Below are 19,056 nucleotides of genomic sequence, written 5' to 3' on the forward strand. Positions count from 1 at the left end.
GAGACCAGCGGCACCGTGCGGCTTGCGCGCGGGTTCGCTTCGAGCACGAACACCTTGCCGTCTTCGATAGCGTACTGCATGTTCATGAGGCCGCACACATGAAGGGCTTCAGCAATCTTCCTGGTATAATCCTTGATGGTTGCCAAGTTTTCCTTCGTGATGGTTACCGGCGGGATAATGCAAGCGGAGTCACCGGAGTGGACACCGGCAAGTTCGACGTGTTCCATCACGGACGGGATGTAAACGTGTTCACCGTCGGAGAGGGCGTCGGCTTCGCATTCGAGAGCGTTGTGGAGGAAGCGGTCGATGAGGAGCGGGCGATCCGGGGTCACGCCCACGGCCTTCGCCACGTATTCGCGGAGCATGTTCTCGTCGTAGATGACTTCCATGCCGCGGCCGCCAAGCACGAAGCTCGGGCGGATCATCACCGGATAGCCACCGATCTGCTTGACGCAAGCGAGGGCTTCGTCGATGTTCGTGGCCATGCCGCTTTCCGGCATCGGGATGCCAAGCTGGTCCATCATCTTGCGGAACAAGTCGCGGTCTTCAGCGATGTCGATGGAGTCGATGCTGGTACCGAGAATCTTGACGCCTTCGTCGCTCAGAGCGCGGGCGATGTTCAGCGGGGTCTGACCACCGAACTGCACGATCACGCCAGCCGGCTTTTCCTTGTGGTAAATCTGAAGAACGTCTTCGAGGCAGACCGGTTCGAAGTACAGCTTGTCGCTGGTATCGTAGTCGGTAGAGACCGTTTCGGGGTTGCAGTTCACCATGATGGTTTCGTAACCCATTTCGCGGAGGGCCATGGCAGCGTGGCAGCAGCAGTAGTCGAATTCGATGCCCTGGCCGATTCTGTTCGGGCCACCGCCGAGAATCATAATCTTCTTCGGGTTCGTACTGGCGGTAGATTCGTCCTTGCAGTTGTAGGTGCTGTAGTAATAGTACTGGTCCTTCACGCCGCTCACCGGCACTGCGCACCAGCCTTCGACCACGCCGAGTTCGGTACGCTTCTTGCGCACGTCCTTCTCGCGGATGCCGAGAATCTTCGCGATGTACTTGTCGCTGAAGCCGTCCTTCTTGGCCTTGATGAGGAGTTCATCGGCAGGCAGGCGACCCGGAGTCTTGAGCATTTCTTCTTCGAGTTCCACGAGTTCGCGCATCTGTTGCACGAAGTAGGCCTTTTCGTAGGTGGCAACGAAGATTTCTTCGTCGGTTGCGCCCTTACGGATGGCTTCGTACATCTGGAAGTGACGTTCGGAGCTCGGGGTCTTGAGCATTTCGAGGAGTTCTTCCTTGCTCTTCTTGTTGAAGTCCTTCGCAAAGCCGAGGCCGGAACGACCGTTTTCGAGGCCGCGGATAGCCTTCTGGAGGGTTTCCTTGTAGGTCTTGCCGATAGCCATGACTTCGCCCACGGCCTTCATCTGGGTGCCGAGGCAGTCATCCACACCGCGGAACTTTTCGAATGCCCAGCGAGCGAACTTGAGCACAACGTAGTCACCGCTCGGGGTGTACTTTTCGAGGCTTCCGTCGCGCCAGTACGGAATCTGGTCGAGGGTGAGGCCTGCAGCAAGCTTCGCAGAAATGAGGGCGATCGGGAAGCCGGTAGCCTTGGAAGCGAGAGCGGAAGAGCGAGAGGTACGCGGGTTGATTTCGATAATCACCACACGGCCGGTCTTCGGATCGTGAGCGAACTGCACGTTGGTACCGCCAATCACGCCGATGGATTCCACAATCTTGAAGGCCTTTTCCTTCAGTTCTTCTTCGAGCTTCTTGTCGATGGTGAGGAACGGGGCTGCGCAGAAGGAGTCGCCGGTATGCACGCCCACCGGGTCGATGTTTTCGATGAAGCAGATGGCAATCATCTGGTTCTTGGAGTCGCGCACGACTTCAACTTCCAGTTCTTCCCAACCGAGGATGGATTCTTCGATGAGGCACTGGTGCGTCATGGAGAGTTCAAGACCGTTGGAGCAAATGGTGCGGAGTTCTTCCACGTTGTAGCAGAAACCGCCGCCTGCACCGCCCATGGTGTATGCCGGGCGAACCACCACCGGGTAGCCGATTTCGGAAACAATCTTTTCGGCTTCTTCCACAGAGTGGCAAATGCCAGAGCGCGGGGTGTCGATGCCGAGCTTCTGCATGGTTTCCTTGAAGATTTCACGGTCTTCGCCGCGTTCGATAGCGTCGAGGTTCACACCGATGACCTTCACGCCGTACTTGTCCAGCACGCCGGCCTTGCTCAGAGCAGAAGCGAGGTTCAGGCCGGTCTGACCGCCCAAGTTCGGGAGGAGTGCCTGCGGGCGTTCCTTTTCGATAATCTGGGTGAGGCGGGCGACGTTCAGCGGTTCGATGTAGGTGGCATCGGCCATGACCGGGTCGGTCATGATGGTAGCCGGGTTAGAGTTCACGAGCACAATCTTGTAACCCTGTTCGCGCAGGGCCTTGCAAGCCTGGGTGCCGGAATAGTCGAATTCGCAAGCCTGACCGATCACGATCGGGCCAGAACCGATGATAAGGACTTTGTCGATGCCTTCAATCTTCATTTTGTTTTCTCCGTTGATACTAATTATTAAACTCTTGTGTTAAACAGCCCTGGACCCTATCGCTACGCTCCAGGGTGACATAGGGGGTGTGCGTCGCTTTGACGCTGGGTAAAAAAAATGCCGAACCAAATGGTTCAGCAAAATCAAAATCAGAAAACGGAAAAACTTTAACTGCATCGGAACCGTCCGTTCCGCAAGGTGCCTTTGCCTTATTCATCATGTGCAAAATCATCTTTGACCAGCTAAAGTTCTGTCGTTTTAAACTTGCGCAAATATAGAATAAAGAACCCCGTCTTGCAACGGGGAAAAACAAAAAAATGTAAAAGGGTAAAAACGATTACGTACCGGAGTCTACTTCCGGGGTATCGACATCGATGCCGTCATCCGTCGTCTGGCAAGAGGCCGCATTGTCATCACAATCATCATCCGTATTGGTTCCGCTTCCACTGCAGGCGATTAACCCCATGACAGACAACAAGATAGCAAGTCCGAACAGTTTTTTCATACATTCACCTTCTAGTTATGATTTATACTACAAATATAGTGAAATTTTTTCAAATAGAAAAAAAAGGGCGCCGGTGAGGGCGTCCTTTTGAACCTTGATCCGGCCAGAATTACTTCTTGGCGGGAGCGGCTGCGGGTTTTGCGGCAGCGGGCTTTGCAGCCGGCTGCGCGGCAGCCTTCGGCGCTTCGGCAGGCTTTGCAGCAGGGGCCGGAGCGGCCGCTTCTGCCTTCTTTGCCTCGGCCTGAGCCTTAGCAGCTTCAGCTTCGGCCTTCTTAGCCTCAGCCTCTGCCTTCTTGGCTTCGGCTTCTGCCTTCTTTGCTTCCGCTTCAGCCTTCTTGGCTTCTGCTTCTGCCTTCTTGGCAGCAGCTTCGTCAGCCTTCTTCTTGGCTTCTTCTGCCTTCTTTGCTTCGGCAGCGGCCTTCTTGGCGGCGGCGACGCTGTCGGCCTTAGCCTTCTTCACTGCAGCGATGCTATCCTGCTGGGCTTTCTTCGCGGCAGCGGCGGCCTTCTTTTCTTCTGCGGCCTTCTTCTTGGCTTCAGCGGCTTCCGCCTTCTTCTTGGCCTCTTCTGCCTTCTTTGCTTCGGCAGCGGCCTTCTTGGCAGCGGCGACGCTGTCGGCCTTGGCCTTCTTCACGGCAGCGATGCTATCCTGCTGAGCCTTCTTCGCGGCAGCGGCGGCTTTCTTTTCTTCTGCGGCCTTCTTCTTAGCTTCAGCGGCTTCAGCCTTCTTCTTGGCCTCTTCAGCCTTCTTCGCTTCAGCAGCAGCCTTCCTGGCGGCGGCGACGCTGTCGGCCTTGGCCTTCTTCACTGCGGCGATGCTATCCTGCTGGGCTTTCTTCGCAGCAGCGATGCTATCCTGCTGTGCCTTCTTAGCGGCTGCGGCGGCCTTCTTTTCTTCGGCAGCCTTCTTCTTAGCTTCAGCGGCTTCAGCCTTCTTCTTAGCTTCCTCAGCCTTCTTTGCTTCGGCAGCGGCCTTCTTGGCGGCGGCAATGCTGTCGGCCTTGGCCTTCTTCACGGCAGCAATGCTATCCTGCTGGGCTTTCTTTGCAGCGGCTGCGGCTTTCTTTTCTTCGGCAGCTTTCTTCTTGGCTTCAGCAGCTTCTGCCTTCTTCTTAGCTTCCTCAGCCTTCTTTGCTTCGGCAGCGGCCTTCTTGGCGGCGGCGACACTATCGGCCTTGGCCTTCTTCACTGCGGCGATGCTATCCTGCTGGGCTTTCTTTGCGGCAGCGGCGGCCTTCTTTTCTTCTGCGGCCTTCTTCTTGGCTTCAGCGGCTTCTGCCTTCTTCTTGGCTTCTTCTGCCTTCTTGGCTTCGGCAGCGGCCTTCTTGGCGGCGGCGACGCTGTCGGCCTTGGCCTTCTTCACTGCGGCGATGCTGTCGGCCTTTGCCTTCTTCACAGCGGCGATGCTATCCTGCTGGGCTTTCTTCGCAGCAGCGGCAGCCTTCTTTTCTTCTGCGGCTTTCTTCTTGGCTTCAGCGGCTTCTGCCTTCTTCTTGGCCTCTTCTGCCTTCTTGGCAGCGGCGACGCTGTCGGCCTTGGCCTTCTTCACGGCGGCGATGCTATCCTGCTGAGCCTTCTTCGCGGCAGCGGCAGCCTTCTTTTCTTCTTCAGCTTTCTTCTTGGCTTCAGCGGCTTCCGCCTTCTTCTTTTCTGCTTCCGCCTTCTTGGCTTCGGCAGCAGCCTTCTTGGCGGCGGCGACGCTGTCGGCCTTAGCCTTCTTCACTGCGGCGATGCTATCCTGCTGAGCCTTCTTCGCAGCAGCAGCGGCCTTCTTTTCTTCTGCGGCCTTCTTCTTGGCTTCGGCGGCTTCTGCCTTCTTCTTTTCTGCTTCTGCCTTCTTGGCTTCAGCGGCGGCCTTCTTGGCGGCAGCGACGCTGTCGGCCTTGGCTTTCTTCACTGCGGCAATGCTGTCGGCCTTAGCCTTCTTCACGGCGGCAACGCTGTCCTGCTGAGCCTTCTTCGCGGCAGCAGCGGCCTTCTTTTCTTCTGCGGCCTTCTTCTTGGCTTCAGCGGCTTCCGCCTTCTTCTTTTCTGCTTCTGCCTTCTTAGCTTCGGCAGCGGCCTTCTTGGCGGCAGCGACGCTGTCGGCCTTGGCTTTCTTCACTGCGGCAATGCTATCCTGGCGAGCCTTCTTGGCTTCGGCAGCGGCAACGAGAGCAGCGGCTTCAGCAGCCTTTACCTGTTCAATGGAATCAGCAGCAGCCTTTGCAGCAGCAATACTATCGGCGGTAGCCTGGGCGGCAGCGGCACTATCAGCAGCGGCCTTCGCGGCAGCACTATCTGCAGCAGCCTGAGCGGCAGCGGCGCTATCCACGACAGCAGCGTTGCTATCAACAACTGCAGAATCGGCAACAGCGGCAGAATCGACAGCCGCGCTATCAACAGCAGTAGTATCAACAACAGAAGAATCTGCGACTACGGCAGCAGGTGCTTCCGGAGCAGGCTGTTCCACAACCTTGGTCACTGCGGCAGGCTCTGCGACCTTATCAGCAGCCTTCGGCGCCGGCGTACCAAAGAAGTTCACATGGGCGAGGAAAATCATCATTCCCCAAGAGAGAACCAGACCGACCAGTCCCATGACAACACCCGTAATCGCCATACCGCGCGTATCCGTATAGCCCGTTGCATGCGCAAGGGCGTTAGGCGGAGTCGAAATCGGGAGGCTCATGCCGAGAGAGCTAGCAAACGCAACGGAAACGAGGAGAGCGGTCACGCCACCGAGGCCAACGAGGTTGTCTTGGCAAGCGATGCCCACAGCACAAAGAATCGGAACCAAAAGCGTAGCCGTAGAGGTATGGCTCATGAAGTTCGCCATGAACAAGCAAATGATACCGCAGCCGACCATGAGAGCAAGCGGAGACCAGCTTGCAAACGGGATCGTCTTGATAAGGTGAGCGGCAAGGCCAGTCGCATTGAGGCCAACACCCAGGGCAAAACCACCAGCCACGAGCCAGAGCACGTCCCAGCTCATCGCATTCAAATCCTTCTTGGTAATCACGCCGGTAAGGGCAAACACGGCCATCGGGATCATTGCAATCGCGTTATCGTTAATACCGTGAACGTTCTTGCCCGTCACCCACAAAAGCACACACACGACAAAGGTAATGTAAACAATGATAGCCTTGGGGCTCGTATCGAACTTGCCGGCACCTTCAATATTCAGGACCATCTGCTTCATCTTGATCGGGTAAATCTTCACGAGCAGGAGCCAAGCAACCACCATCAAAATAATCACGTACGGAATACCAAAGGCCATCCACTGGCCGAAGGTCACCGGGTTCGCAACAAGGTCACCACGGGCAACGGCATCGTTCAGGGCACCAAGGGCGATGGCGTTAGGAGGCGTGCCGATCGGGGTACCCATACCACCGATGTTGGCACCGAGCGGAATAGCAAGGGCAAAAGCAGCCTTACCGCGATCGTCTTCATCAAAGAGCTTGAGCACCGGGGCGAGGATGGCAAGCATCATGGCTGCGGTAGCGGTATTGCTCATGAACATCGAGAACACAGCCGTAATGAGCATGAGGCCGAGGAGCACGAACTTCGGGTTCTTGCCGAAGGGCTTCAGGAGCACGCGGGCCAGGTTCAAGTCCATCTTGTACTTGGTGGCGGCGGCAGCAAGGAAGAACCCACCCAGGAAGAGCATGATGATGGGGTTTGCAAAGGTCGCCATGATGGACTTGTGGCTAATCATCGTCACACCGTCCACGCGGAACGGGGCGAGCGACGAATCGGACATCGTGACAATCATGAGCACGATGACAAGCATCGAGGTGGACCAGATCGGGAACGGTTGCAGGATCCAGAAAAGAGCGGCCATGACGAAAACGCCGATGACGCGGATTTCGAGCGGGTTCAGGGGTCCCATGGGGCTTGCTGCATCGAATCCGAGGGATTCGTAGGGCAAGAAGAGAGCGGCGATGGCGAGCACCGACGCAATAATGAATTTGATGAATTTAGCCTTTGTCATAGTGCGCCCAAATCTAGAAAAAGGCCGTAGGCATGGCAACGAAAAAGTCCGTTACAAGAAGGCCCGCCAGGGGTGGCGGGTCTCAGGTAATTTCGGTCATTTTAGGCGATTTTCGCCATTTTGGGGTTATTTCACAAGAATACGACCGGCATTCATCTGGCTACCCGCACGCACGCGGAGCATGTAGATACCCGGCTTCGGGGCATCGAGGGTCACGCGGTTCACGCCGGCAAGGGCACTCGAAGCCACACTCCGGACAACATTCCCCTTCAGGTCGAGCACGTCCACGCGCACTGCACTGCCCGCAAGGCCCGCACCCGCATCGAAGTCCACCTGGAGGGTCGCGCCCGCCTGCACCGCCTTGAGGCCGGCAAGCGTCTTGACCAGCGCGACCTTCGGGGCAGAACCCACGAACACGGTCGCGACCTTCGCTTCGGAAGAAAGCGCGACCTTCAGCGGTTCGCCTTCCCGCACGCGCGTCGTATTCCCGTCCACGGTCACGTACACGGAAAGCCCGCGGGATTCCAAACCGTCAATACCCGCAAACGACAGGTAACCCGTGCGCGGGCTCGTCGCCGTGAGGTCGATGTTCCATTCATACGAAGCGCCCTCGCCCGCCGCCTTCACGCTCTTCATGAGCCTCTTGCCACCATCAAGTATCGAGAGGTTCACGTGGTCGCCCATACCGGCAGGCGGTTCCTCGGACTGCCTTGCAAAATTGCCTACGCCGAGCACGTTCCAGCTGTCCTTCTTGCCGCGACCGTCGCTCAGCATAGCCTGCAACGCCCAGCCCGCAGCGTCACCAACCTTTGCAAACCTGCGGTTGAGCGTCCTGTCCATTTCCGCATTCGCGTCCACATTCTCGTCTTTATCGAACGACGGTCTCGCAGCAATCTCAATCGTCGTGCTCATGGAGCGGTTCAGTTGCGCCCACACCGCTTGGTAGGGACCGAGCTTGCTTACAGGCACGTACTGCCCCTCTTCCGGATTCCAGCGTTTGTACTCCACGAGTGGAACCCTCTTCTTGCGATTGTCCTCGGACTCTTCCTCGGGTTCATCCAGGTCGTACTCGTCCACGCCCAGGTCTATTTGCCAGCCGTAGGGGTTCGCGACAAGGTTCCAGCCACCGTTCTCGTTCGTGAGGTTCCACGTAATGTCATCAGCGAACGCAGAGTCCTTAAGCACGAGCGGGCGCCCCTCGATAGAACTGTACCAGTAGCCGCGTTCCTTTTCGGGCGTCTGCGACTTGACCAATTCCTGATACTGCCAGTACTTGCCATAGTTCCTGTCCTCTGCCCACCAGTAGAACGTCTCGTCGCCGTCCCACGACAACTTGTCCATGTCCACATTGGCAAGCGAAACCATCTGCCAGGAATACTCGCCCGCAATAGCGATAGCAGCATCAACTTCGAAATCCACTTCTCGCAGGAGAGAGTCGTGATCATCGCGCACCACGCTGGCGGTAAACAGGTAGAATCCGGCAGCAAGCGGGAAACGTTCCCATTCCAAGTCACAGGCATCCGTGGTACACCTGTACTCATTGCCGTCAAGTTCCTTCCCGTCATCGTTTTCAAGCGAAATGCGGATCGATGCCTTGCCATCCTTCACGAAGCCATCCTTGTGGAACGTGAAGCGAACTGCATTGCCCGACTGATAGAACTTGGCACCGTCCGTCACGACAGGTTCTGCGCTTTCGATAAAGTAGGCGCGGATTTCGGCACCATCAACAAGGCCCTCGAGCCATTCGCCGTTTTCAAACAGGATGGTGTCGCCGTCCTGGATAAGCAGAATCTTTTCGAGCACGTAGCCATCATCCGGGATGGCGCGCACCCTGAAACCGCCCGTGTATTGTTCAGGAGGCAGGATAATGCTTCCGTCGGTACCGAACCTGTGCACGCGCGGTTCACCCTCGCCTTCAAGCAGCTCTATGCTCCCGTTCTCGGCAACTGCCTTGACACGCGCATAGCGGGCGCTATCCACACACAGGTCAGCATCGCCCCACACGGCATACAGTTTCTGGGTATCCTGGAGTTTTTCATACAGCTCGCCGCCATAGGTCATGACACGGTAATCGTATTTTTCCGCATCCTTCTCGGCAGACCAACCGAGCACGCACGAATTCGCCGTGTATATCCATGCAGGCAAAAGCACCTGGTCATCGTTGTTCAAGACCTTCAGGGAATCGCCCTGGACAAAATCCAGATCGTAGAACACGTCTTCCTGTTTCGTGTTCAGGTCAAACGCCACAGAGATGAACTTCGAGAACTCGACAAGAAGTTCCGGCGAGCGGGAGCCGCTATAAAATTCAATCACGCCATCGCCATCTTGCATGGCGACATCGATTGTATCGGCTTCGCCCGAAGGTGCGTCCGCGTTTTCCATAATGCCACGGACCAATTTCACGTGCGAAAGCGCATAGCCCAGCTCGGGTTCGGCACCCACGTGGAACCGGAAGAACGTCCACGCTCCAGGAATCGCCATCGTGGAATCTTCAAAATCGTGCCTGAACGTCAAAGTGTCCACCGGGTTAACGAGCTTCTGCCATAGGTAGACCTTGCCCCCCTCTGAGCCGACATCGCCTTGGTAGTGCAGCAAAATCTGCGAATTCTCTATATTGTCGCAGCCACCCATTTCATAAGTTTCCTTACCGGGCTGACCATCCGCTTCTGTTACAAGAGAATTATTCCAGGCTCCGTACAAACTAAACACATTGTCTACGGGTTCAACCGCATTGAGCACGTTCGCATCCAGTTCTCTCGCAAGGAAATCCTGCTTATCGGGACTGACGCTCCAGCCACCAAAACACCTCGTTGTGTCTGTCGTATACAGCGTCGGCAACTTGGCTGTCATGTCGTTATCCCTTGAATAGATTGCGAGCGTATCCGTATAGCCGGCCACAAACACGTCCATATCAGCGGCATTCACATCGAACGAGATTGCATAAGGAATCGCCTCGAGTTCGGGAATCGCGTGCAGGAGGTAGTAGTAATGGAAATTACTGGTCAACATATCACCCATTTCCACAATAGCGGCAATAACGCTATCCATATCGACAACGCCGTCGGCATCGAATTCCGCACTCCACTTCAAGAACGACCTGTTCTCCATGTTGTCCATAAAGGCGGCCTTGATTGACGACGGTTCCGCGAAATAGTTTTTCGTTGTTTCAAAAGTAACCGCCTTGGAGCATTCTTCCGATGCCTGACCTTCTTCGTAGCACTCCTCTATGTTTCGGGAGCCTGTCATGTGCGCCCAGAAATCTGCCTTCCATTTTTTCAGGATAAATCCCGCATCGGCGGCAATGCTGTACTTGGAAGCCATCGGGACAGACGGATTGTTAAAATACCCCGCACTTGCCGTATCAAATTGTGCCAACAGGCCATCCTTGTAACCATACGCAGTATACATGATTGCATGGTTACCGCTCACGCCGAGAGCCATGGTCGGAGTCTCGGAAATTCCCCCAATCGGGGCATAAATCAAGTGAATGGTATCGCTGTACTCCGGACCGTAACGGCCAGCAATATTTTCCATTATCCGTGCAAAATTCCTAGTCTCACCAAGTTCGCCTTCAATTTTATCAGCATCACAGTTCCCGCCTTCCCTACAATTTATGTAGTAACTATCTATGCCGAACTCAACTTTTTTACCGTCATTCATCACGAACACGGGAGGGATAACGGCATGTTCGTTATAACGGCGTACCTTCGTTACCTTCGGCCAGAGATACACCGGGTACGGCAAGGTTTCGTCCAGGTTTCCATACGATGTTGCAGGTTGATCCACAACAACTATCGCCGTCTCGTAGACGACGACGAAACTGCTGTTTTCTTCCGTTTGGTAAAGCTCGTTTTGCAACATCGTGTAAGTTTCAAGGTCTATTTCATTGGTTTCCTCGAACACGCCAAAATCAACGCTCAGCGCCCGGATGCGCTTTACAAAATCAGGGCTCACGCGGCGGTCCTTTCCCGTATAGGTAACAAGCGTGTATGCCGTATAATCGTCTTCGGGGGCATAGAGTGAATCCAGGATGCCCTCCAGGGATTCCTTGTCCGCATCTGTCAGCTTGGAGTAGAGTTCAGTTACATCAAGTTCCACCTTGTATGCAGTGCGGTTATCAGCATCCGAACAGATGGTCAGCAAAGAATCTGCATCGTTCTCCCATGCCGTTTTACCGGAATCGGGAAAAAATTGCAAAGACGCTTCATTCATGGTATAGGCAAACAGACGCGACTTCATCGTAGATAGTTCAAGGACTCCATTATACCAACTTTCATCACGAGTCAAGATTGTTCCATCTCCCGAATAATTCAGCACACCATCCGCGTCCAGTTTCGTCTGGCCGTCGGGTATCGCATTGCGGTAGTTGTATTTTATAGCGAGGCCGTAACCATTATAGTTTGCAGCACCTTCTCGCCAACCGGCAAAGGATTCCCCGCCCAGCACAAGAGCCCCCAGGGCGTCCTTCACTCCCACGTCTTTTGTTCCAATATGGTAATTCAAATGTACATTCAAATCATCGGGAGTGTTTGATTCCAACTTTCCGATAACATAGCCAACGTTCGAGTTGTTCGCCATAATATCGCCCTTTAAAATATTACTAGTCACTTTGGATTGATACACAAGAGCATAGCCGGCTATACCACCAACATTAGCAATGGTGGCAGAATTCGCATTAATCACGATATCACCATTTACCCTATCCTTCAAGATGCTAAAACGACCTTTGGCGGCATACAAATAGCCAACAACGTAACCCGCATCAATTTCCTCCATACTTTCGGCAGTACTTTCAATCAAATTTTTTCCTTCAGGAGATTGAATCAATGTACGACTAGAAAAAACGCCTCCTTCGGGTGCAGAATTACCCGAAGTCACATCGACTCGTCCAAACAGGCCTCCCATATAGGCGTTTTGTGAGGTTGCTACTTTCGAGGACAAGGTAAGCATATCGTCATTCGCATGCAATGATACCCCGTGATAGTCTTCCTGTTCATCTACAGTTTCATATCCCCAAGCAACAAGCCCTCCCATGTACACGTTAGACGCCGACGCATTCTTGCTATCAAGATTCGCAACCAGTTTGCTATTCTCAATCGTAACCTTTGCAACAGCGAGTCCATCTACAGTACCAACATAACCACCTATCGACTGGGCACTCTTTGAATCAACGCTTATCCCCACATTGCCCTGAACACCAGTAACATACGCTTCATGTACAGAACGTATAATTCCATATCCACCCCCAAGATGTATCGACCCCTGTGGCTGGTCAAGTTCTACATCAAGTTTAACCGAACGCAGCGTGTTAAGAGAATCTCGGATTGGCATGGTCGCCCTGGAAACGTAACCAACAATACCCCCAGCAGCAACACTGGTCGTCCCCTTAAAATCCAAGTCAACAACATTTTCATAGAATTTCAGACCATATCCCCAATCATTACTACCCACATTTCCCACTTCCACCTTGGCAATGAGACCGCCTACCGAATTTTCATTATCCTCGCTACGAGAGTCAACAACCTTTACACCTACCGTGTCGTCCTGGATCAGCACGCTACCGTCCCTAGCACTAAGCATCCCGATTAAGCCCCCCGCATTAAAGGCATTTTCATCATAGGGGTAAGCATTAACGTTTACCGAAGAATTCAACAAACTAAAAACAGACGTTTCATCAGAATCCCCCAAATATGTAGCACGTCCAAATACGCCACCCACAGTCTGTCCACGCAACTCGGCATTCACGGAAACATTACGAACTACATTTGCAGAATTGGTATAATACCGAGCCACAAGGCCGGCAGCCACACCGTTTGCGCTCACACGGGAATTGTTCACGGACACGTTCGACAAGCTTATTCCCGTCGCCGTATCCGCGAGCACCGCCGCACGGGCTTCGGTACCGGTCGCCTTTACGTAGGCGCTATCGAAATGAATGTCATTGAACCGAGCATTTTGAACGTCTACAATTACTTCGTTAGGAGTTCCGAAACTTTGAACACCCTTGAAAAAAGACTTATCCCCCTGCCCGATATCGCAATAGCCCTTGATTGTCTTGCCATTGCCATTTATCTCCGTAACATAGTTCGTAAGAACGTCTACAGGAATAAGCACCGGGTCAAAAGCGCTCACGCATACCGTATCACCGTTAGAGACTTCGAAACCGCCCAAGTCAAGGTCGGTTTCAAAACGGAGCTCAAATCCATTGCACATGCCGTCCCCACTGCAAATTTGCATTGCTTCTTGAATTTCGTTATTGAGTTTTTCGCGGAAGCCACCTGTTCCGCTCCAAACGGAAAACAAGTCACCCACACGAAAGCCTTTTTCAATAGCCTCGTCTTGGTTGCCAAACTGGCTTATATAGCAGACCTTCGTAAATGTTTGAATGATTTCATCCGGGTAAGAAGGCTCCGGATACTCGTCATTACACTTGATTCCGGTCCATTTTTCTGCGGCAGACGCCCCAGAAACAAAGCCCCAAACCATAAGGGCTGCCAACAAGAAACATTTCGAGTTCAACTTCATAGATGCCTCGCTTTTTTCTAACAAGATAAATAAAAAAAAGACAGCTCGGTAAAAATTCTTTTGCCGTTGTGCCCGAATTCACATTCAAAGCCTCCAATAAAGTGTTAAAGCACACATTTTGCCCCGACAACCAGGCAAGGACGTCCCATTTTTCTAAATTTTTCGGCGGTTTTGAACCAATTCCAAGGAGTCAGGATGTTCAAGAAAATTCTTCTCGCGCTCGCAGTGCTCGCCTGTGCAAGTTTTGCCACATGGGACTATTACCCCATTCCGCAAAACAAGAACGGAGGCGCAGAAGCGGGCCTCTACTATGACAAGGACCACAAGTGGTCCCAGGCAGGCCTCAAGATGGGCGCCCGTTTTACCATGATCAAGCACCTCGAAATCGCGCTGACCGAATGGGGCTACCAGTTCTGGAACGAGACCGACTGTTCGAACTGCGTAAATGGTGGTGATGGCGTCCGCGACCTCACAATCGGCGCGCGCTACGAAGTTGCCCCAATGGTTACGGCATTCCTTGACTTGAACCTCCCCGTAGGCGACGACGAAGACGATGGAGAAGGTTCGAATCCACCTTCTAGCGGTGAGACCTCCCTCTACTTTGGCGCACAGTTCTCGGCACCGACCAAGATGGAAGGCCTCAAGTTCGGTACGGAGGCGGGTTTCCTCTGGGGATTCGAGCACGATAACCAAGAACGCGGGCTCGACATCCATGTGGGCGCCGAAGTGGGTTACACCATCCCGAAAGTCGGACTCACCCCCTATATCGGTATGCTCCTCAAGTTCCGCCTCACCGAAAGCGTACGGTACGACAACAACGACAAGGAATACGGATATGCAGACCGCAGGTCCCGCCAGTACAACCTCTGGTTCGGCATCGCCTACGACATCACGCCGATGATTACCGTGAAGGCGCATTTCATATTCCGCAACGAGAAGTACAAGGGTGTATGGACTGACGAGAACCCGCACCACCTCGGTGGCGACGCAGACGGGCTCTACATGGCGGCTGTCTTCAATTTCTAGCCTTTTCGCACAATTTAACAGCGAACTACGTATTAGTTAGAAGTCATTAGGACGGCGCGGGCAAAAATCCGCGTCGTTTTTTATTTTTGGGGTAAATCACATTTTTCGGAACCTGCACACTTTTTTATGGCAAATGTGCGCTTTTTATATTATATTTTTTGAAAACCACAAACAAAAGGATTCAATATGCTCAAGAAAATCATTTTGGCAGCGGTTGTCGCAGCGACGGCTTCCTTTGCACAAATCAACGTCGGTGTCCGCGCAGGCGTCGACATGAACACCTTCTGGGGTGACGACACCGAAGACGCCTCTAGTGGTATCGGTTTCCAGGCCGGTGCAGCAATGAAGGTTTCTCTCCCCCTCCTGCCGATCACCGTGGCACCGGAAGTCGTGATCGACATGCGTAACTTTGACGTGAATGAAAACGTTACCCTGACCGAATGGGCATTGGACATCCCGGTGCTCGTCCGCTTCTCCCTGCTTCCGATTCTCTACCTCGAAGCCGGTCCGGAATTCGCATTCAACCTGAGCACAACTGCAGAAGATGACGACGGAAATGAGATTTCCGAGAAGACCCTGGAAACGTTCCTGCCGGATTTCAACACCTTCGAATTCGACCTGGTGTTCGGTGTCGGTACCGGCATCGTCCCGCTGGTTGACATCGACTTCCGCGTGGTTCTCGGCATGACCAACTTCTTCGACGACCCGAAGCTCGGCGATCCGCTTGACATCGCCAACATGCAGTTCGTTCTCGGCGCAACCTACTGGTTCTAACCGAAACTGCTAGCGCATAGCATTTAAAAGACGTGCAGCGATGCACGTCTCTTTTATTTGCTCATTGTCACCCTCGCGCAGGCGAGGGTCTTTTTTTGTACCTTCGTTATACCGAAGCCCCGTAGGGGCAAGTGTGCCTAGATGTCCTTGTCAAATGAATGTAATGGACACACTTGCCTTGCTATGCAAGGCTGCGGTGTGACGCATTTTGCGGTGTGACGTCTTTTTGTTAGATCCTTCGACTCGTTACACTCGCTCAGGATGACACGACCAAAGGTCGTGTCACTTCACGTCATACACCGGGACCGGCAAACTCTCGCCGGATTTCATGGCGGCGTCGAGTTTCTTGGACTTCTCCGGGTCAAGCCACCAGTAGACGGGAATGGCGTCTTCGCGGTTGAAATGGTCCAGCACCTTCTCGGGAGTGCCGTAGCGGTTCCAGTAGAGGATGCGGTGGTGGTCGCACTGCCACATGAGCACGTAGGGCACGATTTCGGCGAGGCGGTTATCGAGCGCCTTCAGGATTTCGTTCCGCTTGGCCAAATCAAATTCCGTCTTCTGGAGGTTGATTAAGCTATCGACCACCTTGTCCTGCACGCCGGCGAGGTTGTTCGTGCCTTTCTGCAGGGCCGTTGCCGAAGACCAGCTCGCTTCCGGGTCGCGGAGACGGCCAGCGCCCCAGTTCACCCAGTAAAGGTCAAAGTCGGCATCGTCCAGACGCTTGCGCAAAGTACTCTGCGACATCTGCTCGATGGTCGCCACCACGCCCACCTTCTTCAGGTCTTCCTGGAACAGCGTGAGGTGGCGCAGGTCTTCCTGGCTCGTGATGAAGTTAATCGCAAACGGCTTGCCATCCTTCTCGAGCACCCCCTGGCCGTTCACCTTGTAGCCCGCCTCCGCAAAGAGCGCGCGGGCGCTATCCGGGTTGAACGTGTAGAGCGGCGCCGTCGGGTTCTTGTTGCCTTCCCACAGGTCGGGGTAGTAGCTGTTCAGCAAGAAGTACTGGCCGAACATGTACTTCTCGTTCATCGCCTCGCGGTTCAGGAGCATCGAAAGAGCGCGGCGCACGCGAACGTCCTGGAACTGCGGCTTGCGCAGGTTGATGGCCATGCCCTGGAATCCGATGGGCTCCTTGTTAAAGATACGCTGCTTCACGGCCCAGCCCTTCTTCACGGCGTCGAAGTCGGTCTGCTTCATCCAAATACTGCTGGTGTAAATCGCATAAGCGTTGAAATCCTGCTTCTTGAAGGCTTCGAGCGCCTTCGTCTGGTCGTTCATGAAGCGGTAGCGGATTTTCTGGAAGTTGTACTTGCCGCGGTTCCAGTTCTTGTGGAAGCCCCACCAGTCGGCGCGACGTTCCAGTTCCACATAGCGGTCTTCGCGGAAGGTCTTGATCTTGTACGGGCCCGAGACTACCGGGAACTCGTAGCGGATCTGGTTGAAGTCCTTCCCTGCCCAGGCGTGCTTCGGGAACGCGAGCATGCCCGCGGCTTCCCAGAAGTTCCCCCAGTGGGATTCCTTCGCGGTCATCTTCACCGTGAGGCTGTCGACCACCTCCGGGCGGTCGAAACGGCTAAGCCCGACCTTGAAAATCGGCGTGAGGTTCTTCTCGTCCATGATGACGTCGTAGTAGTACTGCACATCCTCGGCGGTGACGGGCTTGCCGTCACTCCACCGGGCCCGCGCATCTACATGGAAAGTGAACGTCTTGCCGTCTTCGCTGACGTTCCAACTATCGGCGAGAATGCCCACTTCGCGGTCCTCGGTGGAGTGCAGACTCACGAGCGGCTCGAACATCATGCCCATGAGCTCGGCGGAGAAGCTGTTGTAGTCTTCCCACATGTTGAACGACTTCGGCATCGCAGAGCCCCAGAGGGTAATCGTCCCGCAGGGGCGGGCATCCTTAGAGGCAACCGGGTCGAACTCGCCCGTGGCGGTGGAATCGACCGGCAGTTCCGGGCAGTTCAACTCGGCATTCTTGCCCGCAGGCTTCGCGCCCGCAGAGCCCTGCTCGTTGCAGGCGGTAAGGAATAAAGTCAATGCCGCAGTCAAAGACACGGCGCAAATGCGAACAATAGAATACTTCTTCATGCTACGAAAGATAGATAAAACTAGCATTGTCTTCCCGGGCTTGTCCCGGGAACGCCGATTCCATTACGAGCAGACTCAATTATCTTCTTTGTAACGCCAATAGATTCCGACAGGTCATTCCATTCAGCATTCATCGACGCAATAAGATGAGCCTTCCATGTACGTGGGTAACGTTTTAGTTGCTTTTCCCTTTTGATGGCTTCATCAACATTATGAAACAGTTCATAATAAACAAGTTTTGTGATGTTGTATTTGTCTGTAAATCCCTTGTTTAAATGGACTTTATGTTCTACGATTCTACGGACAAGATCATTTGTAACTCCCGTATAAAAGACGGAATTGTCACTTGTAGTTAGAAGGTAGACATAGTAGTTATGAAACCGCATACGACGAATATACACAAAACGGCTTTAAAAAACAAATGCCTAACGCAGGCATAGAAACGACGACCCCGGCACTAGGGCCGGGGTGACATTCTGGATAATCTACGGTCTAAAGTACCTCTTGGGCTTGACCGGTTTCTCGCCGGACGGCTGCGGGGCATTCTTCTCGCGCTCCGCCTCCTCAGCCTTGAGCATTTCGAGCGTCGTGCGGGCCGCTTCCTGTTCGGCCTTCTTCTTGTTCGGGCCCGTCCCGCGGCCGTAGACCTTGCCGTTCACATGGACCTCGGCGGTGAACACCTTCTCGTGTTCCGGCCCCGACTCGTCCACAATCTTGTATTCCGGCGCCACGTGAATAGAGCTCCCCTGGGTGTATTCCAGCAGGGCACTCTTGTAGTTCACGAAGTCCTCGGCACTCATGATTTCTGCTACCCGCGGGAAATGGAAACGGTTGAGAATCGCCCGGACCTCGTCGAGCCCGCCATCCAGGTAAACCGCCCCAAGAACCGCCTCGTAGGCGTCGGCCAGGATGCTTTCCTTGCCCCGACCGCCCATCTTGGCCTCGGACTTGCCTATCTTGACGTACTCGCCCAAATCCCATTCCTTCGAGGACTGCGCGCAGGCGTGCCCCGAGACGATGGCGCTCTTCCGCTTTGAGAGTTCGCCCTCCGGGTCGTTCGGGAAGGCCTTGTACAGGTACTCCGTGGTGAGCATGTTCAGCACGGAATCGCCCAAAAACTCGAGCCGTTCGTTGTTGCTCGTGTACGAGATGTCCTTCCCCATCAGGTAGGACCGGTGAACCAGGGCGTGAGCCAGCAGTTCCGGTTCGCGGAACCGGTACCCGAGCTTCGCCTCAAGCCCGTCACCGGACTTCTGGCGAAACCAGAGTTTTAAGACTTTATGCAAAAGAGTTTGATTTTCCATAGGCGGTAAAGAAAAAGGGCAACCCGTCCGGGGTCACCCTATTTAGTCCTGTTTTCGAAGAACCCGGCTAATTAAGCCTTCTTGGCTTCGATGAAGGCGACCACGTCAGCAACCTTCTGGAACTTTTCGGCGTCAGAATCGAGGATTTCGACTTCGAATTCGTCTTCGATAGCCATCACGAGTTCGACGCGATCGAGAGAGTCAGCACCGAGATCGTTGCCGAATTCGGATTCGGGCTTCACGTCTTCGGCCTTAACGCCCAGCTTGTCAACGATAACAGCGGTGACCTTCTTGAAAATTTCTTCGTTCATTGTAATCTCC

General features: G+C 54.1%; 10 protein-coding genes and 1 pseudogene. 2 read left to right on the plus strand and 9 right to left on the minus strand.

The window, feature by feature from the left end:
- The 5 genes and pseudogenes from carB to BUB22_RS15995 form a co-directional block, all read right to left on the minus strand.
- Positions 1 to 2,540, minus strand: a 2,540-nt coding sequence (gene carB, locus BUB22_RS00005) for a carbamoyl-phosphate synthase large subunit (protein ID WP_073113390.1), incomplete at its 3' end; no start/stop codon positions are given.
- Between the two features lie 19 nt (positions 2,541 to 2,559).
- Entirely contained in the window at positions 2,560 to 2,757 is a 198-nt protein-coding gene (locus tag BUB22_RS00010) for a hypothetical protein (RefSeq protein WP_175547192.1), read from the minus strand.
- A gap of 120 nt (positions 2,758 to 2,877) precedes the next feature.
- Positions 2,878 to 3,006 carry a hypothetical protein gene (locus BUB22_RS17175; RefSeq protein WP_255370583.1) on the minus strand — a complete coding sequence of 43 codons (129 nt, stop codon included), beginning with the start codon at positions 3,004 to 3,006 and terminating at the stop codon, positions 2,878 to 2,880.
- A gap of 2,560 nt (positions 3,007 to 5,566) precedes the next feature.
- A pseudogene (locus BUB22_RS17265) lies at positions 5,567 to 7,015 on the minus strand (SLC13 family permease); the annotation flags it as partial.
- Positions 7,016 to 7,141: 126 nt separating this feature from the next.
- Positions 7,142 to 13,540, minus strand: coding sequence for a hypothetical protein (locus tag BUB22_RS15995; RefSeq protein ID WP_139258634.1), 6,399 nt, complete (start codon positions 13,538 to 13,540; stop codon positions 7,142 to 7,144).
- A 195-nt stretch (positions 13,541 to 13,735) separates the two neighbouring features.
- Here BUB22_RS15995 and BUB22_RS00040 point away from each other — a divergent pair, with 195 nt between their 5' ends.
- Both BUB22_RS00040 and BUB22_RS00045 read left to right on the plus strand, forming a co-directional pair.
- Positions 13,736 to 14,566, plus strand: coding sequence for a transporter (locus BUB22_RS00040; protein ID WP_073113394.1), 831 nt, complete (start codon positions 13,736 to 13,738; stop codon positions 14,564 to 14,566).
- A 186-nt stretch (positions 14,567 to 14,752) separates the two neighbouring features.
- Positions 14,753 to 15,340 (plus strand): porin family protein, encoded by a 588-nt coding sequence (locus BUB22_RS00045; protein ID WP_073113395.1) that lies wholly within the window; start codon positions 14,753 to 14,755, stop codon positions 15,338 to 15,340.
- Between the two features lie 282 nt (positions 15,341 to 15,622).
- Here BUB22_RS00045 and BUB22_RS00050 read toward each other — a convergent pair whose 3' ends face one another.
- The 4 genes from BUB22_RS00050 to acpP form a co-directional block, all read right to left on the minus strand.
- Entirely contained in the window at positions 15,623 to 17,431 is a 1,809-nt protein-coding gene (locus tag BUB22_RS00050) for an extracellular solute-binding protein (protein ID WP_073113396.1), read from the minus strand.
- Between the two features lie 20 nt (positions 17,432 to 17,451).
- Complete coding sequence (locus BUB22_RS00055) at positions 17,452 to 17,817, minus strand: GIY-YIG nuclease family protein (RefSeq protein ID WP_072813511.1); 366 nt, start codon at positions 17,815 to 17,817, stop codon at positions 17,452 to 17,454.
- 99 nt (positions 17,818 to 17,916) lie between these two features.
- Positions 17,917 to 18,717 (minus strand): ribonuclease III, encoded by an 801-nt coding sequence (gene rnc, locus BUB22_RS00060; protein WP_254794570.1) that lies wholly within the window; start codon positions 18,715 to 18,717, stop codon positions 17,917 to 17,919.
- Positions 18,718 to 18,806: 89 nt separating this feature from the next.
- Positions 18,807 to 19,046, minus strand: coding sequence for an acyl carrier protein (gene acpP / locus BUB22_RS00065; protein WP_072813566.1), 240 nt, complete (start codon positions 19,044 to 19,046; stop codon positions 18,807 to 18,809).
- Positions 19,047 to 19,056 lie beyond the last annotated feature (10 nt).

It is taken from the genome of Fibrobacter sp. UWCM (assembly GCF_900129735.1).
Lineage (GTDB): Bacteria > Fibrobacterota > Fibrobacteria > Fibrobacterales > Fibrobacteraceae > Fibrobacter.

What these genes read in the sequence shown, in the direction of transcription:
- BUB22_RS00010 (WP_175547192.1), bottom strand. Translation starts at nt 2,757, where the DNA reads ATGAATAAGGCAAAGGCACCTTGCGGAACGGACGGTTCCGATGCAGTT.
- BUB22_RS17175 (WP_255370583.1), bottom strand. Translation starts at nt 3,006, where the DNA reads ATGGGGTTAATCGCCTGCAGTGGAAGCGGAACCAATACGGATGATGAT.
- BUB22_RS15995 (WP_139258634.1), bottom strand. Translation starts at nt 13,540, where the DNA reads ATGAAGTTGAACTCGAAATGTTTCTTGTTGGCAGCCCTTATGGTTTGG.
- BUB22_RS00040 (WP_073113394.1), top strand. Translation starts at nt 13,736, where the DNA reads ATGTTCAAGAAAATTCTTCTCGCGCTCGCAGTGCTCGCCTGTGCAAGT.
- BUB22_RS00045 (WP_073113395.1), top strand. Translation starts at nt 14,753, where the DNA reads ATGCTCAAGAAAATCATTTTGGCAGCGGTTGTCGCAGCGACGGCTTCC.
- BUB22_RS00050 (WP_073113396.1), bottom strand. Translation starts at nt 17,431, where the DNA reads ATGAAGAAGTATTCTATTGTTCGCATTTGCGCCGTGTCTTTGACTGCG.
- BUB22_RS00055 (WP_072813511.1), bottom strand. Translation starts at nt 17,817, where the DNA reads ATGCGGTTTCATAACTACTATGTCTACCTTCTAACTACAAGTGACAAT.
- acpP (WP_072813566.1), bottom strand. Translation starts at nt 19,046, where the DNA reads ATGAACGAAGAAATTTTCAAGAAGGTCACCGCTGTTATCGTTGACAAG.